This is a genomic window from Burkholderia sp. Ac-20365 (assembly GCF_017104715.1).
Classification (GTDB): Bacteria; Pseudomonadota; Gammaproteobacteria; order Burkholderiales; family Burkholderiaceae; genus Paraburkholderia.
On record NZ_JAAGPI010000002.1, the window covers coordinates 239,476 to 260,413 of the forward strand.

The 20,938-nt window shown below is 62.3% G+C and carries 17 protein-coding genes; 6 read left to right on the forward strand and 11 right to left on the reverse strand.

The window, feature by feature from the left end; all coding sequences use genetic code 11:
- Positions 1-3: 3 nt before the first annotated feature.
- The 4 genes from G3O01_RS04395 to G3O01_RS04410 form a co-directional block, all read right to left on the reverse strand.
- Positions 4-1,290 (reverse strand): AGE family epimerase/isomerase, encoded by a 1,287-nt coding sequence (locus G3O01_RS04395; RefSeq protein ID WP_205803295.1) that lies wholly within the window; start codon positions 1,288-1,290, stop codon positions 4-6.
- The gene (locus G3O01_RS04400; RefSeq protein WP_205803296.1) at positions 1,287-2,273 is read right to left on the reverse strand and encodes a LacI family DNA-binding transcriptional regulator; all 987 of its coding nucleotides are present in this window, start codon (positions 2,271-2,273) and stop codon (positions 1,287-1,289) included. Before G3O01_RS04400 ends, G3O01_RS04395 begins: the two co-directional genes overlap by 4 nt.
- A gap of 364 nt (positions 2,274-2,637) precedes the next feature.
- Positions 2,638-4,476 (reverse strand): phosphodiesterase, encoded by a 1,839-nt coding sequence (locus G3O01_RS04405; RefSeq protein ID WP_205803297.1) that lies wholly within the window; start codon positions 4,474-4,476, stop codon positions 2,638-2,640.
- A gap of 259 nt (positions 4,477-4,735) precedes the next feature.
- Positions 4,736-5,758: a bile acid:sodium symporter family protein gene (locus tag G3O01_RS04410; RefSeq protein ID WP_205803298.1), complete on the reverse strand. Its 1,023-nt coding sequence runs from the start codon at positions 5,756-5,758 to the stop codon at positions 4,736-4,738.
- Positions 5,759-6,293: 535 nt separating this feature from the next.
- On the opposite strand from G3O01_RS04410, the gene G3O01_RS04415 reads away from it, so the two are divergent.
- The 4 genes from G3O01_RS04415 (at position 6,294) to icmF (ending at position 13,890) form a co-directional block, all read left to right on the forward strand.
- Complete coding sequence (locus G3O01_RS04415) at positions 6,294-6,893, forward strand: hypothetical protein (protein WP_205803299.1); 600 nt, start codon at positions 6,294-6,296, stop codon at positions 6,891-6,893.
- 531 nt (positions 6,894-7,424) lie between these two features.
- On the forward strand, positions 7,425-8,504 hold the full coding sequence (locus tag G3O01_RS04420) for a porin (protein WP_205803300.1): 1,080 nt from the start codon (positions 7,425-7,427) through the stop codon (positions 8,502-8,504).
- Between the two features lie 942 nt (positions 8,505-9,446).
- A complete protein-coding gene (locus G3O01_RS04425) occupies positions 9,447-10,385 on the forward strand; it encodes a LysR family transcriptional regulator (protein WP_205803301.1) in 939 nt (312 codons plus the stop codon).
- Positions 10,386-10,515: 130 nt separating this feature from the next.
- Entirely contained in the window at positions 10,516-13,890 is a 3,375-nt protein-coding gene (gene icmF / locus G3O01_RS04430; protein WP_205803302.1) for a fused isobutyryl-CoA mutase/GTPase IcmF, read from the forward strand.
- Between the two features lie 60 nt (positions 13,891-13,950).
- Here icmF and G3O01_RS04435 read toward each other — a convergent pair whose 3' ends face one another.
- Positions 13,951-14,910 carry a nitronate monooxygenase family protein gene (locus G3O01_RS04435; protein ID WP_205803303.1) on the reverse strand — a complete coding sequence of 320 codons (960 nt, stop codon included), beginning with the start codon at positions 14,908-14,910 and terminating at the stop codon, positions 13,951-13,953.
- A 262-nt stretch (positions 14,911-15,172) separates the two neighbouring features.
- On the opposite strand from G3O01_RS04435, the gene G3O01_RS04440 reads away from it, so the two are divergent.
- A complete protein-coding gene (locus G3O01_RS04440; RefSeq protein WP_205803304.1) occupies positions 15,173-16,063 on the forward strand; it encodes an alpha/beta hydrolase in 891 nt (296 codons plus the stop codon).
- A gap of 31 nt (positions 16,064-16,094) precedes the next feature.
- On the opposite strand, the gene G3O01_RS04445 is transcribed toward G3O01_RS04440, so the two are convergent.
- Positions 16,095-16,580: an Lrp/AsnC family transcriptional regulator gene (locus tag G3O01_RS04445; RefSeq protein ID WP_205803305.1), complete on the reverse strand. Its 486-nt coding sequence runs from the start codon at positions 16,578-16,580 to the stop codon at positions 16,095-16,097.
- Positions 16,581-16,693: 113 nt separating this feature from the next.
- On the opposite strand from G3O01_RS04445, the gene G3O01_RS04450 reads away from it, so the two are divergent.
- Entirely contained in the window at positions 16,694-17,599 is a 906-nt protein-coding gene (locus G3O01_RS04450; RefSeq protein ID WP_205803306.1) for a DMT family transporter, read from the forward strand.
- Positions 17,600-17,811: 212 nt separating this feature from the next.
- Here the strand turns inward: G3O01_RS04450 and G3O01_RS04455 are convergent, their stop codons facing one another.
- The 5 genes from G3O01_RS04455 to G3O01_RS04475 are packed head-to-tail and all read right to left on the reverse strand — an operon-like array spanning position 17,812 to position 20,898.
- Entirely contained in the window at positions 17,812-18,732 is a 921-nt protein-coding gene (locus G3O01_RS04455) for an MBL fold metallo-hydrolase (protein WP_205803307.1), read from the reverse strand.
- Entirely contained in the window at positions 18,729-19,184 is a 456-nt protein-coding gene (locus G3O01_RS04460) for a MaoC family dehydratase (protein ID WP_205803308.1), read from the reverse strand. Before G3O01_RS04460 ends, G3O01_RS04455 begins: the two co-directional genes overlap by 4 nt.
- Positions 19,181-19,432: a DUF1289 domain-containing protein gene (locus G3O01_RS04465; protein WP_205803309.1), complete on the reverse strand. Its 252-nt coding sequence runs from the start codon at positions 19,430-19,432 to the stop codon at positions 19,181-19,183. The genes G3O01_RS04460 and G3O01_RS04465 overlap by 4 nt, the downstream gene beginning before the upstream one ends.
- Positions 19,429-19,950, reverse strand: a complete 522-nt coding sequence (locus G3O01_RS04470) for a YbaK/EbsC family protein (protein WP_205803310.1) — start codon at positions 19,948-19,950, stop codon at positions 19,429-19,431. Before G3O01_RS04470 ends, G3O01_RS04465 begins: the two co-directional genes overlap by 4 nt.
- Before the next feature lie 21 nt (positions 19,951-19,971).
- Positions 19,972-20,898 carry a hydroxymethylglutaryl-CoA lyase gene (locus G3O01_RS04475; protein ID WP_205803311.1) on the reverse strand — a complete coding sequence of 309 codons (927 nt, stop codon included), beginning with the start codon at positions 20,896-20,898 and terminating at the stop codon, positions 19,972-19,974.
- Positions 20,899-20,938 lie beyond the last annotated feature (40 nt).

A 20,938-nucleotide genomic window follows, 5' to 3' on the forward strand; every position in this document is an offset into this window, starting at 1 on the left:
AGGTTAGGCGGACGCGCTGGAAGGCTGCAACCCGGTCTGCAACCCAGGCTGCAACGCGTGATGCAGCACTTCGTAGCATGCGCCCATCGTGTGATAGTCGGTCTTGCCGGCCGGGCTTTTTTCGTCGCTGTACTTGCGGTTGTCGCACGTCAGGATGCGATACCACGCGCCGTACTTGTGGTCGACGAAATGCGTCCAGCTATAACGCCAGATCTCGTCGTACCAATCCCAGAAGCGCTCGTTGCCCGTGCGCTGGCCGAGCAGCGCGGCTGTCGCGAAGGTTTCGGCCTGCACCCAGAAGTACTTGTCGTGATCGCAGACGGTGCGGTCCGGGCCGAAACCGTAGTACAGGCCGCCGTGATCGTTGTCCCACGCGTGCGTCATCGCGGCGTCGAACAGTTCGATCGCGCGCGGCAGCAGCCACGGCAGCGGACGATGGCGTTCCAGAATCAGCAGCAGCTTCGCCCATTCCGTCTGATGGCCGGGCTGGAAGCCCCACGGACGGAAGATGTTCGAGCTGTCTTCCTCGTTGTAGTGCCAGTCCACCGACCAGTCCGCGTGAAAGTGCTCCCACACCAGACCTTGCGACAGCTTCGCCTGACGCAGCGTGATGTTGGTCGCGACGCGTTCCGCGCGATCCAGATACACCAGATGGCCGGTCGCTTCATACGCGGTGAGCAGCGCTTCCGTCGTGTGCATGTTCGCGTTCTGGCCGCGGTACGAACTCACCCGCCAGTCGGCCGTGGCTTCGTCGGCGTAGAGACCGGCCGCCGGATCCCAGAAGCGATGTTCCATCAGCTCGAACGTCGCGGCGATCATCGGCTTGGCTTCTTCGATGCCCGCCATCGCCGCGTGCGAATACGCGAGCAGCACGAACGCGAGGCCGTAGCAGTGACGCGTGGCGTCGAGCGTGCGCTTGTGGCCGTCGCGCCAGTCGATCTCCCAGTCGTAGCCCTGGTGCTGTGCGTCCCAATGGCCGTCGTGCAGGAACTTCAGGCCGTGCTTCGCGTACTCCAGATGCTGCGGATCGCCGAACTGACGATATGCCATCGCGTAGTTGAAGACATAGCGGCAACTGCTGACGAGGTGGCGCGTCGCGCGGTTGTAGATCGAACCGTCGTCGCGGAAAAAGTGGAAGAAGCCGCCGCTCGGATCGAACACGTTCGGCGCGTAGAAGCGCAGCGTGTCCTCGATGTGCGACAGCAGGAAAGCGCCGTCGCGGAAGCTCGCGATGGGCGGCGCCTGGTGGTTGGCGCTGTTGTTCGAAAGAGTCGTGTCGGGTTGTTTCATGGCATGTTCACCGAGGTACTGGCACGGACAACGAGTTGGACCGGAATGCGGATGTCGAGTGCTGACGGCGCGTCTTCGAGCAGCAGTTCGACGCCGCGCCGGCCGAGCGCTTCCTTGTCGACGGAAATCGTCGTGAGCGGCGGGCGTGCATGCGCGGCGGCAGGAATGTCGTCGAAACCGACGATCGCAATGTCTTCCGGCACACGCAGCCCGCGCGCGAGACACACGCGCAGCGCGGCGAGCGCCGCGAGATCGTTATAGGCGAAGACGGCGTCGGGGCGCGGGCCGGGACGGTCGAGCAGTTGTTCCATCGCGAGCGCGGCGCCCGAGTCGGGGTCGAGGCCGGCGTCGATCGTCACTTCCAGCGACGGATCGAACAGCAGCCCCGCTTCGAAGAACGCGCGCCGGTAGCCGAGCGCGCGCTGCGCGATGCTGTAGTGCGCAAGCGAGCCGCCGATAAACGCAACCCGCGTGCGCTTCTGCGCAAACAGATGCTGCATCGCGAGCGCGGCGCCCGCCTGGTTGTCGAGATTCACCGAGCGCAGATTCGGCGCCCACAGGTCGATCAGCACGAGCGGGCGTTTCATGGCGGCGAGCGTCGTCAGCGTTTCAGGCTCGACGAAGCCGGCGACGGCGATCGCGTCGGGCGCGTGCAGACGCATCTGCTGGACGACGTCTTCCGTCGGGCCGGCCGTCAGCACGGAAGGCACGATGCCGCGCTCGCGGCACGCGTCTTCGACGCCATGCAGCACGTGCGAGAAGAACGGGCTGACGGCGAAGTTGTTGTGATGACGATGCAGCAGGAACGTGAGACGGCGAATGCGTGGACGCAACTGCGCGGAATCGTAGCCAAGCCGGCGGGCCGTTTCGACGACGCGCTCGCGCGTCGATTCCGAGAGACCTGGCTGATTCTTCAGCGCGCGTGAGACGGTGCCGATCGACACGCTGGCCGCGCGAGCGACGTCGCGGATCGTTGTAGCCATCGAAAAGTGCGGCGGCGCGAGAGACGTGCCGCGGCGGAGTTCAAGTTCGGGTGATTGTATAGTAAAACATCATCACAAAACCCTCGCAGGAAGGCTTTGGATACGCGTAGATACCCGTATACAGGCGGGATGAAGGCTTAACGTTTGTTTAGTAAAATGCACTAAACGATGCGTTGGATTCATTATTCGACACGGACTGAAGCCGCGTTTGCGCAACATCGGGCAAGCGCCCGCCAGCCGGGAAACGCAAACAAAGGGGAGCGCGCAGTCCGAACCGTGTCGCCAAGGTGACTGGATGTCGTGACAGATGCACGTCGTCGCGGCGCGGTGCCGCTGGAAACGGGTGATCCGGGCGCGTCGAAACTCAGTCGACGGCAACAGCCGTGCGCCCTTGCAGCAGGACCTGGCTTTCTTCGAAGCCGATCATCACGAGACCGGATGCCTCGCTCTTCGCGCGGCGTTTCGCAAGCGCCGCCACGGAAGCGATGTCTTCGCTGCCGTACACGGCTTCATCGGCTTGCGGCTGCACGTGCACGCAGCCGATCGCCATCGTCACGAAGCCGAAGAAGGTCGGATTGCCGCGCCGGTCCTCGCCGTGAATCCCGCCTGCCAGGCGATCGACGGGCGCGTAGAAGCGTTGCGCGCCTTCGTTGAACACATGGATGGCGCGCGCTGCCCGCTCGCGCCAGTCCTCGCTCTGGAACAGGATCAGGAAATCGTCCCCGCCTACGTGCCCGAGGAAATCGCGCGTCGGATCACAGACATCCGCGAGCACGTGCGCGGCGAACTTCAGCACTTCGTCGCCTTGCCAGTAGCCGTACTGGTCGTTGAACGGCTTGAAGTGGTTCAGATCCACGTAGCACGCGTAAAAGGCCGCTTCGTGGCCGAGCAGTCGCGTGATGTGCGAACTGATCGGGATATTGCCCGGCAGGAACGTGAGCGGATTCGCATAACGGGCCGCCTCGATACGCACTTCCGTCACCGCGCGCACGAGGCTTTCACCCGTGCCGAGGCCGACATATTTGCCTTGTTCAGTGATCACGAAACCGTCGGCGAGATAGCGCTGGTCGTCGCTGGCGAGCAGTTTGGCCATGTCCTCGACCGTCATCGATTTTTCGATCACGACGGGCGACGCGTTCGCAAACAGCAGGCACGGCCGCTTGCCGAACAGCTCACGGTGATAGGGCAGCGCGTAGCGATCCATGAACGCGCGGCGGTTGATTAGCGCGACGGGCTCGTTCTGCTCGACGACGGCGACGGCGTGCAGGTTCGGCAGCCGGTTGAAGAGTTCGAGCACGTCGTTGTTGGTCGCGTTGCGCGGCAGCGCGGGCGCGTGCACGACCATTTTCTCCGACGCCATGCCGCCCGACGGCGACGCGCTCACCGCGCGCGTCGCTTCGGGAAACACGGCGATATGGCCGGCGCGCAGCGCTTCGCGCGCGTGGTCGGCGAGCTTGCGCGGCGGGCGCGCGTGCGGCTTGCCGAAGAGATAGCCCTGGCCGCAGACGATCCCCATATCGCGCACGACAATCAGATCCGCTTCGTTCTCGATGCCTTCGGCCACGAGGCGCGCGCCGCTTGCGGCAGCGAAATGCTGCATTGCCTTGACGGCTTCGAACTTGAGCGGGTCGCTGGCGATGTCGTGGATAAAGAACCGGTCGATCTTCACGACGTCCGGCTGCAGGCGCACCCACAGGTTCATGCTGGCGTTCGCCGTGCCGTAGTCGTCGAGCGCGAACTGGGCGCCTGCCGCGCGCAGTAATGAGATGGCGGGCAGGAAGCTGGCGACATCGGGAATCGCGCTCTGCTCGGTCAGTTCGATCACGATGCGCTCGGCTTCGACGCCCATGTCGCGCAGCATCACGAAGGTGTCTTCGCGGTTGTCGGCGAGCTGGCGGATGGCGCCTGCGCTGAAGTTCAGGAACAGCTTGCCTTCGCACTTGAGTTTGGCGAACGCCTCGATGCAGGTGCGCGCGGCCGCGCGCTCGAGCGCGATCACGCTGCCTTCGGCGGCCGCCTGCGTGAACAGCGCGTACGGCGTTTCGAGGGCGGTGCCGGCCGGTCCGCGGATCAGCCCTTCGTAGCCAAGAATCGCGCCGTCGTCGAATTCGACGATCGGCTGGAACACGGCGGACAGGTCACGCTGCGCAATCAGGTCGACGATGCGTGGCGCTGCGATGAGGGAAGGCGAGCGTTGAGACATGAGACACGGCCGGAGCATTGGACCGTCGGCTTATCGGCAGCAAGCCGTTGAAATTAAATGAATTTTTAATGACTTAAGGCACTGTTTTGGTGCAAAACGGAAGCGCTTCCGCTTGGCGCGTGCATTTGTCCTATGCCATCGTGCCGAGGCGACAGTGGGCGGCGGCAAGGATGAAATAACGAAAAAGCCGCCCGCAGGCGGCTTTCACGACATGCACTCAGGGAGAGCGCTCATGAATCTTGTTTCATTCGATGCGGGCCTAGCGGCGCGCAACAGCGGCCGTCGCGCTCTTCTGCGCAGCGCGTTTTTCGGCGCTGATGTCGCGCGCGCCCCAGCGCTGCGCGAGCGCGGCGCACACCATCAGCTGGATCTGATGGAACAGCATCAGCGGGAGAACGACGGCGCCCACGGCATGCGTGGCGAAGATCACCTTTGCCATCGGCACGCCGGCGGCGAGGCTCTTCTTCGAGCCGCAGAAGATGATCGTGATCTGGTCGGCGCGGCTAAAGCCGAGGCGCTTGCTGACGAACATCGTCACGGCCAGCGCGAGCGCCAGCAGCACTGCACACACCACCAGCAGCCCGCCCAGCGCGGCGAGCGGAATTTGATGCCACAGGCCTTCGTTGACGGCCTCGCTGAACGCGGCGTAGACGACCAGCAGGATCGAGCCCTGGTCGACGAACTTCAGCACCCCACGGTTACGCTCGATCCAACCACCGATCAGCGGGCGCAGCAACTGCCCGGCTACGAACGGCACCAGCAGCTGCAGCACGATGTTCCACACCGTATGCCACGGCGACGCGCCGCTCGCGGCCTGGCTTGTGACGATGACGCTGACCAGCGCGGGCGTGATGAAGATGCCGAGCAGACTGGACGCCGATGCGCTGCAGACGGCAGCGGGCACGTTGCCCTTGGCGATCGACGTGAACGCAATCGACGACTGAACCGTAGACGGCAGCGTGCACAGGAAGAGGATGCCGGCGTAGAGCGCAGGCGTCACGAGGGGCGAAAGAAGCGGTTTGAGTACGAGCCCGAGTACCGGAAAGAGCGCGAACGTGCTTAACAGCACGACGAGATGCAGACGCCAGTGCGTGGCGCCCGCGATGATTGCTTCGCGCGAGAGCTTCGCGCCGTGCAGGAAGAACAGCAGTCCGACAGCAACATCCGTGACCCAGTTGAACGCCGTCGCCGCCTGGCCGTGCACGGGCAGCAGGCTTGCGAGGACCACGGTGCCGACCAGGCAGAGCGTGAAGTTATCGGGCAGGAGTTTCGGACGGGCCATCTTTCAAATCTCGATGCGGGTGAAGCGATCGCCTTGATGTCACCGGCGAGCGGACGCCAAAGGGCTATTGTCCGCGCAAAGTGATTGAAAAAGCAAATTCATTTACCGAATTGATTAATTACCCAAACGCATGAAAGACGGAGCCGTGCGCATCGTTGCGGCTGCATCGAATCGGCAGTGGCCAACGCTCGTTTCCGGCATCATCGGCATGGCCGAAAAACGCTACAAAAAGAGCGGGTTAGCGCGACTCTGTTCATACGAATTCAGGTGTTCGAAGCACCTCGTTTCAGCGCTTTTTTGCATCGGTCCGCAAGAGATTTGTGGCGAAAAAACGTCGCAGTAACAATGCGTTACAAGAGTGCCGCAGACCTAACATATTTTGGCTCGACTCACCCGGAGGACGACAATAAATTACTGTTCGAAGGCCGATGGGCATCGCGCGAGGCAGTTCAACACGGCGTCGCGCCAGTCCCAAAACAATCCCAGCCGTAGCTCGAGCGGCGGGTTTTCAGGCGGTTCGTCGGGCAGGTGAAACATGGTGCTTGTAGGGCTGTCGAGGATCAAATGGTGGATGACGGGCGCGCTGGTCGTTGCGCTGACTTCGCTCGCCTACGCGAAGCCGTCGTTCGTCAGCCATGAAGGGCACGGCCTGTTCGGCGGCGGCTCGGGTTTTCATGGCTCGTCCTTCGGCGGTCCCATCCGAGGGAACCCCGCACCGCGCGCAAACATTTCGCGCGAGATGCCGCGTGGCGTTGCGATGCCTAGCCACGCGGGCCGATATGCGCGCAACGACACGCCCCGGATGCGCGGCAATGCGAATGACGCTATCCCGGGACGTGCATACGGCAACAACGCGTCAGGCTACGCCGCGCAACGCATGACGCTTCCCGGCGACGTCTATCGTAGCCGCCCGTCCTCGCAATACGTCAGCAGCCAGTACGCCGGTGCGATCACGCCTGTCAGCACGGAATCGCGCAATGCGCCGCGTCCGCCTGCCAACGCCCAGGCAGCGCACGTCGGGTCGATTCGCGACGACGTCACGCGCTACAACGAAGAACGCGGCGCGTCGCGCCAGATTCCGCGTCCTCCGGGCGATTCCTCACGCATCCCGTCTCCTTCGCCTTACCGCAACTAGAGCGCTTCGCTGAACGTCCAGTCGTTCGGTCATTTCTGCTTTTGATCCATCTCGCTCTGAGAGCGGATCGGTCATATCTCAAGTTCAGCTACTCAATCTCCCAAGCCTCTGCACGCCTCGACAAAATTGGGCGTCTGATCTGACGTAAGCACGCCACACTTTTTTGAAAACGCTCGTCAGCTCTCGGTGTTTTGTCATCAAATCCCGTCTTTGTTGCGGCAGCGCGTCAATCGAATCCTGACGCGTTTCGCATCTCTCGCTGTGCTGTAGAATCCGCGGCCCTCAAGGCGTGTGCGGACCTTTGCGGCACTGCAAAAACAAGATGTGTGGGCAACCAGTATCAGGCCGAAAGTCGACCAAACTATTCAGTCCCATATACCGGCAATAACCGCAGATATTTTTGTCCAGAAAAATGGTCCGCAAAGATTTGTCCCAGCCCCGATTTGGCTCGACGATCAGACGGATAACAAACACGGATCCGGCGAGCGCCCCGCCGCACAGCCACACCTTTTGACAAAGACAGGAGAACCCATGAAGACCACCGTCAGCCGTGCGCTGAGAACAACCCTGAAGGCGAGCGCCATTGGCGCCTTGCTGGCCGTCGCATCGACGTCGTCGTTTGCGCAGTCGAGCGTGCAGTTGTATGGCCAGGTCGACGAATGGGTCGGCGTCACGAAGTTCCCGGGCAGCCAGAGCGCGTGGAACGTGTCGGGCGGCGGTATGTCGACGTCGTACTGGGGCCTCAAGGGCGCCGAAGATCTGGGCAACGGCTACAAGGCGATCTTCACCCTGGAAGACTTCTTCCGCGCGCAGAACGGCAAGTACGGCCGCTTCGACGGCGACACGTTCTTCGGCCGTAATGCGTACGTCGGTATCGAATCGCCGTACGGTACGGTGACGGCGGGCCGTCTGACCACGCAACTGTTCGTGTCGACGATCCTGTTCAATCCGTTCATCGACTCGTACGTGTTCTCGCCGATGGTCTATCACGTGTTCCTCGGTCTGGGCACGTTCCCGACCTACACGACGGACATGGGCGTGGTCGGCGATTCCGGCTGGAACAACGCGATCCAGTACTCGACGCCGGACTTCAGCGGTCTGTCGGGCAGCGCGATGTATGCGCTTGGCAATTCGGCCGATCACAACGGCTCGAAGAAATACAGCGCGCAGTTCCTGTACTTCCACGGTCCGTTCGCAGCGACGGGCGTGTTCCAGTACGTGAACTTCAACAACTCGCCGACCGACCTCGGTTCGCTGGTTGCGGGGCTGAAGAGCCAGTCGGTTGGGCAGTTGGGTGTGTCGTACGACCTGAAGTATGTGAAGTTCTATGGCCAGTACATGTACACGAAGAACGACCAGGACGTCGGCAGCTGGCATGTGAATACCGCGCAAGGCGGTGTGTCGGTGCCGCTTGGTACGGGTACGGTGATGGCTTCTTATGCGTATTCGCGTGACGCGGGTGGGCTTGATCAGATGCATCAGTCGGCGGCTATTGGTTATGACTATCCGCTGTCCAAGCGGACCGATGTGTATGCGGCTTATCTCTACGATAAGTACACGGGGCAGGCATCGGGTTATACGGCGGGCGCTGGTATTCGCGCGAAGTTCTGATTACGGGGATGTGTTGGCGGTGCCTTGGGGCGCTGCTGTTCCCGCTTGCGCTTTCGCTGGCATCCGCGTGATGTTTTCGTACTTCACGCGTCGCCCCTGTGCGGGGCGGCACCTACTTTTCTTTGCCGCGGCAAAGAAAAGTAGGCAAAAGAAAGCCGCTAACACCGTCAGCTCTTCTCCCTGCCTGAGGGCCCCCAGCGGGTCCTCCACTTCACACGGCAACCGCTCAGTCCCCGCCCGTTGCCCGCGCTTTGCATGAGCGCCTCACCCACTTCAATTACCCGTAGCGCAGCCAGCGGCAGCGAATAATTACGGCCGCCCAGGTGGCAAACTGTGTGTAGGTCGTAGTGCTTCACACCTCAGCGCTCTTACGACACCGATCGTGCTTTTCAGTCCGGAGTGATGTGTGTACGCCGCGACAGCCGACACACAGTTTGCCGCTATAGAACGCGGGCGATCTGGTCGCGCGTGGGACGACGCGGGCGTGTGAAGCGGGTGAGGCGCCTAGCCGAAGCGTTGGCAGCGGGCATCGAGAAGAGTGTTGCCGCGAACAGGACCGGGCCGTTGGGAGCCCGTGGGCAAAGGTCAAGAATTGGCGGTGTTCAGCGGCTTTCTTTTGCCTACTTTTCTTTGCCGCGGCAAAGAAAAGTAGGTGCCGCCCCGCACAGGGGCAACGCATGAAGCACGAAAACATCACGCGGATGCCAGCGAAAAAGAAGGCACACCAAGCCAGCGTCACAAGACACTCGAACGCAAGTGCCGCCCCGCACAGGGCAAACGCCTGAAGCACGAAAGGCAAACCGCGAATGCCATCGAAAAAAACCAACCCGCGACACCCAACAACACCAAAAACCAGAACCCTTCCCGCGGCTAGCCCGCGCCCCCATTACTGCTTGTGCCTTGATAAAGTCCCATGAATCCCCTCGATTCATTCCAATCCCTATGGATACCCTCGTCAGCATGAAAGTGTTTCGCCACGTCGTGGAAGTCGGCAGCTTCGTCGGCGCGGCGGAGAAGATGGACATGTCGGCGGCAATGGCGAGCAAACACGTGATGCATCTGGAACAGCAACTCGGCGCGCGCCTGCTGAACCGGACCACGCGCCGCGTCGCGCCGACGGAAGCAGGCCGCGAGTACTACGAACGCCTGAGCCAGGTGCTGAGCGAACTCGACGAGGCCGAGCAGGCGGTCGGCGCAGCGAGCGTCGTGCCGCAAGGGCGCTTGCGCGTGTCGACGCTGTCGGCGTTCGGCCTGCGCCACGTGATGAGCGCCGTCGCCGATTACGCAACGCAGCATCAGCAGGTCACCGTCGATATCACGCTGTCGGACCGCGTCGTCGAACTGATCGACGAAGGCTTCGACGTCGCGATCCGCGCGTCGCCGTCAGGGCTCAAATCGTCATCGCTGATTGCGCGGCAGGTTGCGACGGCGCATCTGGTGCTGTGCGCATCGCCGGAATATATCGAGCGGCATGGCGCGCCCAAAAGCACCGCCGATCTCGCGCGCCACAACTTCATCCAGTACGCGGGCGTGTCGGCGCTCGAACTGGTCGCGGGCGCGAACGCGGAAAACGCGCGCGTCAAGCTGTCGGGCAATCTGATCGTCAATCATCTGGAGGCGCAGCGCGTCGTCGTGCTGCAGGGCGCTGCGCTCGCGCTGCTCGGCACGGAAGTGATCGGCGACGATCTCGCCGCTGGCCGTCTCGTGCCGCTCCTCGTCGACGAACTGCCGCCGCGCGAGTTGCCCATTCACGTCGTCTATGCGAGCCGACGGCATCTGTCGGCAAAGGTGCGGTCATTCGTCGACTTCATCGCTGAGCGTTTTTCGAGCGAAACCCTCTGGCCGACGCTCGAACAGATCAAGGCGCTCGCGGCACGGTAAAACGTGCGGGGCGCGTGGTCGTCGGTACGCGTGGGCTGAACGCCGCACGGACGATCGGGTCGTATCGTTATACTGGTCGCAGCACCCGCAAGGCAGACGAACGAACCTGACGATTCGATCCGGGGGAGACATGACTGATCTTTCCACGCCGCAGCGCATCGGTGACGATGCACCCGCTTCTCAATCTTCCGCGCCGCGCGCGCCCGGTGAGCCATCGTCGCGGCGCCTGCGTTTCGTGACGGCTGCGGCGCTATTCGACGGCCACGACGCGTCGATCAACATCATGCGGCGCATTTTGCAGGCGAGCGGCGTCGAGGTGATCCATCTTGGCCACAACCGCTCGGTCGAAGAGGTCGCGACTGCTGCGCTGCAGGAAGACGCGGATGGCGTCGCCGTGTCGAGTTATCAGGGCGGACACGTCGAATACTTCCGCTATCTCGTCGATCTGCTGCGCGAGCGCGGCGGCGAGCGGATCAAGGTATTCGGCGGCGGCGGCGGCGTAATCGTGCCCGATGAGATCGCGGAACTGCAGCGTTATGGCGTCGAGCGCATTTACTCGCCGCACGACGGCCAGCGGCTCGGTCTGCAAGGGATGATCGACGACATGATCGCGCGTTGCCGCGATGCAGCGCGGCAGGAAACACAACCCGCGCAACTGGCTCGCGACCTGAAGGGCGCAATGCGCGGCAACGCGGATCGCGCTGCGCGTATCGCCGCGTTTCGCAAGCTTGCGCAATTGATCACGTCACTCGAAACCGGCGACGTCGATGCAGGCACGCGCGCGGAACTCGCCGCACAAGCAGTGCAAATACGCGTTCCCGTGCTCGGCATCACGGGAACGGGCGGCGCGGGCAAGTCCTCACTAACTGACGAACTGATCCGCCGTTTTCGTCTCGACTACGGCGACACGTTGACGATCGCCGTGATCGCCATCGATCCTTCACGCCGCAAATCGGGCGGCGCGTTGCTCGGCGACCGCATCCGCATGAATGCGATTGGCGATTGGGGAAGCGGCGCGCGCGTCTTCATGCGTTCGCTCGCGACGCGCGATGCATCGAGCGAAATTTCCGATGCACTGCCCGACGCAATCGATACCTGCAAGATGGCCGGCTTCGATCTGATCGTGGTCGAGACATCGGGCATCGGACAGGGCGACGCCGCGATCGTCCCGCACGCAGACAGATCGCTCTACGTGATGACGCCTGAATTCGGCGCCGCGAGCCAACTCGAGAAGATCGACATGCTCGACTTCGCCGATTTCGTCGCGATCAACAAGTTCGACCGCAAAGGCGCCGCTGATGCATTGCGCGACGTCGCCAAACAGGTTCAGCGAAACCAGCAGAAGTTCGCTGCAAAGATCGATGAGATGCCGGTATTCGGTACGATTGCGTCGCGCTTCAATGACGATGGCGTAACGGCTGTGTACCAACATATCGCAAGCGCTTTGCGTGAACACGGTTTGCGCGACAGCGACGCACGGCTGCCGAAGATGGAGAGCGTGCGCCATTCGACGGGCCGCAATGCAATCGTGCCGCCTGCGCGTGTGCGCTATCTGTCGGATGTCGCGCTGACGGTGCGCGGCTATCGCGAACGCGTCGGTGCGCAGTCGCAGCTTGCGCGCGAGCGCTGGCAACTCGTCGAAGCCCGCCGCATGCTGAACGAAGCGAATGGCAGCGTGCAAGACGCTGCCGCGTTCGAGAAGCTCATCGACCAACACACATCGCAAATGGGCGAGCGCGAGAAAGCGCTGCTCGACACGTGGCCGAAGACGGTCGCCGCCTATTCCGGCGACGAACATGTCGTGAAGATCCGCGACAAGGAAATCCGCACCGCGATAACCGTCGAAACGCTGTCAGGCTCGAAGATCCGCAAGGTCGCGCTGCCGGCTTTCAAGGATCCCGGCGAAATCCTGCGCTGGCTGATGCTTGAGAATCTCCCCGGCTATTTCCCGTTCACGGCGGGCGTGTTTCCGTTTCGCCGCGAGAACGAAGACCCGACGCGCATGTTCGCGGGCGAGGGCGATCCATTCCGCACCAACCGGCGTTTCAAGCTGCTGTCCGAAGGCATGCCCGCCAAGCGCCTGTCGACGGCGTTCGATTCCGTCACGCTCTATGGTGAAGAGCCGCATGAACGGCCCGACATCTACGGCAAGGTCGGCAATTCGGGCGTGTCGGTGGCAACGCTCGACGACATGAAAGCGCTCTACGACGGTTTCGATCTGTGCGCGCCGGAGACGTCGGTATCGATGACGATCAACGGTCCCGCGCCGACCATTCTCGCGATGTTCTTCAACGTCGCCATCGATCAGCAGATCGCGCTGGCCTGCGCGAAAGCCCAGCAACAAGGTCGCGAGCCGTTGCAAGACGAACTCAACAACGCGCGCCGCTTCGCACTCGAAAACGTGCGCGGCACTGTGCAGGCCGACATCCTGAAAGAAGACCAAGGCCAGAACACCTGCATCTTCTCGACGGAATTCAGCCTGAAGGTGATGGGCGACATACAGGCGTATTTCGTCGACCACGGCGTGCGCAATTTCTATTCGGTGTCGATCTCCGGCTATCACATCGCCGAGGCGGGCGCGAATCCGATCTCGCAGCTCGCCTATACGTTGGCGAACGGCTTCACCTATGTCGAGGCGTATCTCGCGCGCGGCATGGATATCGACGATTTCGCGCCGAACCTGTCGTTCTTCTTCTCGAACGGGATGGACCCGGAGTACACGGTGCTAGGCCGCGTCGCGCGGCGCATCTGGGCCGTTGCAATGCGCGATCGTTACGGCGCAAACGAACGCAGCCAGAAGCTGAAGTACCACGTGCAGACGTCGGGCCGCAGCCTGCACGCGCAGGAAATCGACTTCAACGATATCCGCACGACATTGCAGGCGTTGATCGCGATCTACGACAATTGCAATTCGCTGCACACGAACGCGTTCGACGAAGCAATCACGACGCCGACGGAAGATTCCGTGCGCCGCGCGGTGGCGATCCAGCTGATCATCAATCGCGAGTGGGGTCTCGCGAAGAACCAGAATCCGAATCAGGGCAGCTTCATCATCGACGAACTGACGGATCTCGTCGAAGCCGCCGTGCTCGCCGAATTCGATCGACTGACCGAGCGCGGCGGCGTGCTCGGCGCGATGGAAACGGGTTATCAGCGCGGACGGATTCAAGATGAATCGATGCTGTACGAACATCGCAAGCATGACGGCTCGTATCCGATCGTCGGCGTGAATACTTTCCTCGGCGCGCATGCGCACGATGCGCCGCCGCCGATAGCACTCGCGCGCTCGACGGAAGAAGAAAAGCAGGGACAACTGACGCGTCTGCGCGCGTTCCAGTCATCGCATGAAAGTGAAGCGCCTGCGATGCTGGAGCGTCTGAAGCAGGCAGTGATCGACGATGAAAACGTTTTTGCCGTGCTGATGGATGCGGTGCGCGTCTGTTCGTTGGGGCAAATCACGCACGCGCTGTTCGAAGTGGGCGGTCAGTATCGGCGCAACATGTGACATAAGCAAAAAGGCCGCGTTCAGCGAACACGGCCTTTCACGCCTTGCGATTCGAAAAACTCAGCGGCCAATCCCAAGCCGCGTCTTCGCCGCCTGATACTCGTCCTTCAGACGCGCAACCAGATCAGCAACGCTCGGCACGTCGTTCATCAAACCGACGCCCTGGCCAGCGCCCCAGATGTCTTTCCATGCCTTCGCCTTGTCGCTGGCAAAATTCATCGCCGTCTTGTCCGATTCCGGCAGCGCATCGGGATCGAGGCCCGCGTTCACGATGCTCTCGCGGATGTAGTTGCCGTGCACGCCCGTGAACAGGTTCGTGTAGACGATATCGGCGGAATTGGCGTTGATGATCGCCTGCTTGTAGCCTTCGACTGCATGCGCTTCCTTCGTCGCGATAAAGCGCGTGCCCATGTACGCGAGATCGGCGCCCATCGCCTGCGCGGCGAGAATCGAGCCGCCGTTCGCAATCGATCCCGACAGCACGATCGGACCGTCGAACATGCGCCGCACTTCGCCAACCAGCGCGAACGGCGAGGTCGTGCCCGCGTGGCCGCCCGCACCCGCGGCAACCAGAATCAGCCCGTCGACGCCCGCTTCCAGCGCCTTCTGCGCGTGACGCATGTTGATCACGTCGTGCAGCACGATGCCGCCGTAGCTGTGCACGGCATCGACGATTTCCCTCGCCGGCGCGCGCAGGCTCGTGATGAAAATCGGCACCTTGTGCTCGACGCACACGCGGATGTCGTGTTCAAGGCGCGCGTTCGACTGATGCACGATCTGGTTGACGGCGATCGGCCCGATGACGGCATCCGGGTTCGCCGCCTTGTGTTCGGCAAGCGACGCCTGAATCTGCGTCAGCCATTCGTCGAGCAGTTCGGCAGGGCGCGCATTGAGCGCCGGAAACGAACCGACGATCCCCGCCTTGCATTGCGCAAGCACGAGTTCCGGGTAGCTGACGATGAACATCGGCGAAGCGACGACGGGCAGAGCAAGGTTTTGCAGGACGGCGGGCAAGGCCATGGTGCGAGTCTCCATTCGACATGCCGGTGCATTCGACGCCCGGCGCTATGAGTGTAGCGGCTGTCATCCGCAGTGCGTTTCAAACAGCCGTTGGCGTTCATATTTAAGAACGATCGTTCGATTATAGGCCAGTCTGGCGCACGTTGCTCGTTTGCTGGCGTTTGAAGGAGAGTTCAGGTTCTATGAAAGCGTGGTCTAACCCACTCGCAGTGACACACCCGCCTTCTACAATGCCGAGACTCACAACGACAACGAGACCGACATGCCCTTCGCGGACTTCACACCTTTTCGGGTTACGGCCGGCGACGTCGACATTCACGGAGTCAAAGGCGGGAGCGGGCCGCCTTTGCTGCTGCTGCACGGTCATCCGCAGAGTCATCTGATCTGGCATCGTTGCGCGGCGCAGCTTGCCGAGCATTTCACCGTGATCGCCACCGATCTGCGCGGCTATGGCGCATCGGCGAAACCGCCGAGCGACGCGACCCACGCGCCGTATTCGAAACGCGCGATGGCCGCCGATCAGGTCGCCGTGATGCAGCACTTCGGCTTCGAGCGCTTTCTGGTCTGCGCACACGACCGCGGCGCGCGCGTGGCGCACCGCATGGCGCTGGATTTCCCGGACGCCGTCGAACGCCTGATGCTGCTCGACATCGCGCCAACTCTGGCGATGTACGAAGCCACCGACCGTACCTTCGCCACGCTTTATTTCCACTGGTTCTTCCTGATCCAGCCGGAGCCGCTGCCTGAGACGCTGATCGAAGGCAATCCCGATGTCTACGTCGATCGCGTGATGGGCAGCCGTCACGCGGGTCTCGCGCCGTTCGCGCCCGAGGTGCTCGCCGAATATCGCAAGGCGTTACGGCAGCCGGGCGCCGTGCATGCGATGTGCGAGGACTACCGCGCGTCGGCGACGATCGATCTCGAGCACGATCGCGCCGATATCGAACGCGGACACAAGATTGCCTGTCCGTTGCGCGTGCTGTGGGGCGCGGAAGGCGTGATCGAGAAATGCTTCGAGCCGATCGCCGAGTGGCGCAAGGTCGCGCGCGACGTCAGCGGCCGTTCGCTGCCGTGCGGCCATTACATTCCCGAGGAAGCGCCCGCCGAACTCGTCGCGGAAATGCTGTCGTTCTTCGAAGCCGTCGAGCTTTGATTTCCTCGTGCGCTTGCCGCTGTTCGTCGACTCAGGCGAGCGGCGGCAAGCGCCTTGGCACTGGCGTCGACTTGACGATCGCGGTGCTCGTTTCCGCACGCTCGGTCACTTTCGACAGAATCTCGTCGAGCTGATCGATCGAGCGCAGATACAGGCGGCAGATAAAGCAGTCGTCGCCTGTCACCTTGTCGCATTCGACGAACTCGGGAATGCGGCGTATCACGTCTTCCACCAGATGCAACTGGCCCGGCAACGGCTTCACGCGCACGATCGCCTGCAGCGTGTAGCCGAGCGCGCGCGGATCGATCTGCACCGTGAAGCGCTCGATCACGCCTTGCGCGTCGAGCCGCCGTAAGCGGTCCGCCGTCGCAGGCGCCGACAGGCCGACGTTGCGCGCGAGTTCGCTGACGGGCTGGCGCGCGTCGTCAGCGAGGTTCGCGAGCAGCAGGCGGTCCGTGTCATCGAGCGCAGCCGGCGCGGTTGCATGCTTCATTTCGGGATTAAGGCGCTTTGTCATGTTGGCCTTCGTATCTAAGGTCAATTCACCAGATTGCCTGATTTTAGATATGTAATGGCCGCTGCGGATTAATTACACTCTTCGCAAGATGTGACTCTTCTGGAGAGTATGCGATGGCAGCAGGCAACGAAGTGCGGCGCGGCGCGTTCGAGATGACGCTCGCGATGCTGATGTCGGGGACGATCGGCTGGCTGGTGGTGTCGTCGCAGCAATCGGCGCTGAATGTCGCGTTCTTCCGCTGCCTGTTCGGCGGCGCGACGCTGCTGCTGATCTGCGCGATGCTCGGACTGCTCAAGCGCAAGCTGTTCTCGTGGAAGATGATCGCGCTTGCCACGCTCAGCAGCGCGGCCATCGTGATCAACTGGGTGCTGCTGTTCGCCGCTTACTCGCGCGCGTCGATCTCGATGGCGACGACCGTTTACAGCACGCAGCCGTTCATGCTGGTTGCGCTTGGCGCGCTGGTGTTCCGCGAACGCGTGACGGTATCGACAGTGGCGTGGCTGCTGATCGCGTTTGTCGGCCTTGTCTTCGTCGTGAAAGTCGAGCCGGCCGTGCTCGCGGTGCCGGGCCAATATCTGCAAGGCGTCGCGTATGCCGTTGGCGCGGCGTTCCTTTACGCCGTGTCGTCGATCATCACAAAGCACTTGAAGAACACGCCGCCGCACCTTATCGCGCTGATTACGGTGGCGACGGGCGTGGTCATGCTCGCGCCGTTCGTCCAATATGACGCGCTGCCGTCGACGGGCATGCACTGGCTGCAGCTCGTCACCCTCGGCATCGTCAATACCGGAATCATGTATGTGCTGCTGTACGGCGCGATCCAGAAGCTGCCGACGGCGATGACAGGCGCGCTGTCTTTCATCTACCCGGTCGTTGCGATCGTCGTCGACCGGATTGCATTTGGGCAGAAACTTGCGTGGATCCAGGTGCTCGGCGCGGTGCTGATCCTGCTTGCAGCGGCGGGCGTGAATCTCGGTTGGCGTATCGTGCCGTCGCGCCGTTACCCGATATTACGGTAGTTCATACCGATAGTACGGAATCCGAATAAGGCGTCACGTCGGACGTTACGAATCTGTAGGGAAATCACCGATGCGTTCGAAAGCTGCCCACAGGTATTATTTCTTCGACGCTGATCACGTCAACAGTAATTGCGCCGCTCGAACCGAAAGCCGAGCGGCTTTCTTTTTGTACGGCCGTTCGCGAGCTTCCGTGCTGGAGCGCGATCCCGTGATCAGGCGGCGCGCGCACTGATGTGCTCGCCATCGAACTGCAACGGTCCGTTCTCCCCCGACAATCCTTCGACCAGTTCACGCAGCAGCGTTGGCCATGCGCTGCGCGGCGTCAGCATCGTCGCGGCGGCGCGCATCACGCTAGCTTCATCGAGCATGCGCAGCAAGGTTTCGAAAGACATCGTGCGCGCGTCGAGCAGCTTGAACACGATCAACACCTTCAGCGCATTCTTCGCGTTACGCGACGGGTCGGCGCGCAGCCACGCGACCCGCGACAACGCGCGATCGAGCGCAGCCTGTACGTTGGAGAACGGCGAGCCGTGGCCGGGAATTACGGTTTTCACATCGAGCGTGCCGATCAGTTCGAGCACGGCCTGTTGCTCGGCAAAACCGCTTTCGCCTTCGAGTTCAGGAAAGATCACACCGAAGCCGTTTTCCCACAGCGCGTCGGCGCTAATCAGCAGGCGCTGGTCGGCGCAGTAGAGCATCAGCGAATGCGGATCGTGGCCCGGCGCGCCGAGCACGTCCCAGTCGAGTGCGCCGAGCGTCAAGCGCGTGCCCGGCGCAATGGTCCCGGAAAATGCGAAACGTTCGCAGGATTGACCCGTTGCGCTGAAGGTTAGACGCGTCTCGTCCCAGTCGCGGACGGCGTCCGCTTCCGTCGATGGAATCAGCGTGCTGCACGGCCACATTGCCTGCAATTGCGCATTGCCGCCGCAGTGATCCGAATGCAGATGCGTGTTGACGATCAGATCGAGCGGCCGGGCGCCGAGCGCATGTCTGACGAGTGCGACCGTTTGCGCAGCGTGCGACGCATAGCCGGTATCGACGAGCGCTGCACATGCATCGTCGATCAGCAGCACATTGTTCGACGACAGCCAGCCGCGCTCGAACACGCGTATCGACGGCGGCAGTGCGATCATGCGTCGCCTTCCTTCGCAGCCGGTTTCGGCATCACGAGTATGGTCGACTTGCCGATCAGAATCGTTTCGCCGCGCTGGTTCACGACGCCGCCTTCCAGTTGCGTCAGATCACCGTTGAGACTCGCCTTCCAGAACGCGCCGACGACGCGCCATGTCATCGTCAGCGTATCGCCGCTGTGTACGGCCTTCTTCAGCTTGATGTCGAATTCGAGTCCGAGTGGCTGCGCGCAGGTCGAGTAGTGCGTCGCGAGCAGCGCCATGAAATGCGCGGTTGGCTGCGTGCCGGAAGCGATCAAACCGCCGAAGCGGCTTTGCGCGGCATACGCGTCGTCGTGATGCAGCGGATTGAGGTCATTGACGAGCGTGGCGAACGATTTGATCGACTCGGCTTCGAGGCTCAGCGTCGTGCTGAACGTTTCGCCGATTGTGACGACGCGCGGTGGCGCGTTCATGTCTTCGCCCCGGGTTCTTTTTCGCGTTGCGCTGCCATGTAATCGACATGACGCTTTTCGATTTCATCCCACACCGCGCGCTTTGCTGCGTCGTCGAACGAAGACCAGCCGGCGATTTCGTCGATCGTGCGCAGGCAGCCTTCGCATAGCGCCGTGGCCGGGTTCATCCGGCACACGTTGATGCAAGGCGACGGAACGGGCGCGATGCTATGCGCCGTGTCTGCTGTGCGCGCGGCGTCCGTCTTCATGCCGTCTCGCGCAACGCTACATCAATGACAGGCGCACCCGTGAGTGTGGCCAGTTCCTGCGGCGTCAGATTGAACACCGCGTGCGGATGGCCGGCGGCGGCCCACAGGCTGTCTAGCGTGAAAAGATCGGCGTCGATCAGCGTGACGGGCGGCGTTGCATGACCGATCGGACACACGCCGCCGATCGCATAACCCGTCTTCTCGCGCACGAACTTCGCATCCGCGCGCGCAATCTCGCCGACCTGCGCCGCGACTTTCTTTTCATCCACGCGATTCGCGCCGCTCGCGATGATCAGCACGGGCGCATCGTCTTCGCGGCGGCGAAACAGAATCGACTTGGCGATCTGCGCGATCGAGCAGCCAAGTCCTGCCGCCGCTTCCGCCGACGTCTTGCCCGTTTCAGGCAGCATCACGACCTGCCCGGCGTGACCGCGCTCGCGCAGCAGCAGCGCGACGCGGCGCGCCGAATCAGGCAGCGAATCGAGATCAGGCGTGTGTACCGTTGCGTTATCCGACATGTGTTGTGTTCCTGTGATGGGTCATACGCAGGTGGTCTTTTCGCTGCGGGCTTTTGCCAGCAGCGCTTTGCCCGCGCGCGACACGTTCGGTTTGCCGATCGACGTCGAAATGAAATCGCCGATCTCGACGACTTGCGCCAGATCGATGCCCGTCTCGATGCCGAGTCCGTTCATCAGATACAGCACGTCTTCCGTGGCGACGTTGCCGGTTGCGCCCTTCGCATACGGACAGCCGCCGAGCCCCGCAACCGACGCATGAAAAATCTCGATGCCTTCCAGCAGCGCGGCGTAGATATTCGCGAGCGCCTGGCCGTAGGTATCGTGAAAATGTCCCGACAGGTGTTCACGCGGGAACACCTGTGTGACGGCCGCGAATACTTCGCGTGTGCGCTTCGGCGTGCCGACGCCGATCGTATCGGCGATATCGATTTCGTCGCAGCCGAGCGCCGCAAAACGTTCGACCACATCGACCACCGACGCGACGGGCACCTCACCCTGGTACGGGCAGCCGAGCGAGCATGACACACTGCCGCGCACGCGGATGCCTTGCTCTTTCGCAGCCTGCGCGACCGGCACGAAGCGCTCGATGCTTTCCGCGATGCTGCAGTTGATGTTCTTCTGCGAGAACGCTTCGCTGGCTGCGCCGAAGATCACGATCTCGTCAGCGCGCGCGGCGATCGCGCCTTCCAGGCCGCGCATATTCGGCGTCAACACCGAGTAGATGGTGCCCGCGCGGCGTTCGATGCCCGCCATCACGTCAGCGCCATCGGCCATTTGCGGCACCCATTTGGGCGACACGAACGAAGCCGATTCGACATTCCTGAACCCGGCCGCCGACAGCCGGTTGATCAGTTCGATCTTCACCTCGGTGGGCACGAATTCCTTCTCGTTCTGCAGTCCGTCGCGCGGACCGACTTCGACGATCTTCACTGCTTGCGGCATGGCCATGCTTGTCTCCTGTGTCGACGTTCGCTGGCGCTTTCGCGCT

What these genes read in the sequence shown, in the direction of transcription:
- G3O01_RS04395 (WP_205803295.1), bottom strand. Translation starts at nt 1,290, where the DNA reads ATGAAACAACCCGACACGACTCTTTCGAACAACAGCGCCAACCACCAG.
- G3O01_RS04400 (WP_205803296.1), bottom strand. Translation starts at nt 2,273, where the DNA reads ATGGCTACAACGATCCGCGACGTCGCTCGCGCGGCCAGCGTGTCGATC.
- G3O01_RS04405 (WP_205803297.1), bottom strand. Translation starts at nt 4,476, where the DNA reads ATGTCTCAACGCTCGCCTTCCCTCATCGCAGCGCCACGCATCGTCGAC.
- G3O01_RS04410 (WP_205803298.1), bottom strand. Translation starts at nt 5,758, where the DNA reads ATGGCCCGTCCGAAACTCCTGCCCGATAACTTCACGCTCTGCCTGGTC.
- G3O01_RS04415 (WP_205803299.1), top strand. Translation starts at nt 6,294, where the DNA reads ATGGTGCTTGTAGGGCTGTCGAGGATCAAATGGTGGATGACGGGCGCG.
- G3O01_RS04420 (WP_205803300.1), top strand. Translation starts at nt 7,425, where the DNA reads ATGAAGACCACCGTCAGCCGTGCGCTGAGAACAACCCTGAAGGCGAGC.
- G3O01_RS04425 (WP_205803301.1), top strand. Translation starts at nt 9,447, where the DNA reads ATGGATACCCTCGTCAGCATGAAAGTGTTTCGCCACGTCGTGGAAGTC.
- icmF (WP_205803302.1), top strand. Translation starts at nt 10,516, where the DNA reads ATGACTGATCTTTCCACGCCGCAGCGCATCGGTGACGATGCACCCGCT.
- G3O01_RS04435 (WP_205803303.1), bottom strand. Translation starts at nt 14,910, where the DNA reads ATGGCCTTGCCCGCCGTCCTGCAAAACCTTGCTCTGCCCGTCGTCGCT.
- G3O01_RS04440 (WP_205803304.1), top strand. Translation starts at nt 15,173, where the DNA reads ATGCCCTTCGCGGACTTCACACCTTTTCGGGTTACGGCCGGCGACGTC.
- G3O01_RS04445 (WP_205803305.1), bottom strand. Translation starts at nt 16,580, where the DNA reads ATGACAAAGCGCCTTAATCCCGAAATGAAGCATGCAACCGCGCCGGCT.
- G3O01_RS04450 (WP_205803306.1), top strand. Translation starts at nt 16,694, where the DNA reads ATGGCAGCAGGCAACGAAGTGCGGCGCGGCGCGTTCGAGATGACGCTC.
- G3O01_RS04455 (WP_205803307.1), bottom strand. Translation starts at nt 18,732, where the DNA reads ATGATCGCACTGCCGCCGTCGATACGCGTGTTCGAGCGCGGCTGGCTG.
- G3O01_RS04460 (WP_205803308.1), bottom strand. Translation starts at nt 19,184, where the DNA reads ATGAACGCGCCACCGCGCGTCGTCACAATCGGCGAAACGTTCAGCACG.
- G3O01_RS04465 (WP_205803309.1), bottom strand. Translation starts at nt 19,432, where the DNA reads ATGAAGACGGACGCCGCGCGCACAGCAGACACGGCGCATAGCATCGCG.
- G3O01_RS04470 (WP_205803310.1), bottom strand. Translation starts at nt 19,950, where the DNA reads ATGTCGGATAACGCAACGGTACACACGCCTGATCTCGATTCGCTGCCT.
- G3O01_RS04475 (WP_205803311.1), bottom strand. Translation starts at nt 20,898, where the DNA reads ATGGCCATGCCGCAAGCAGTGAAGATCGTCGAAGTCGGTCCGCGCGAC.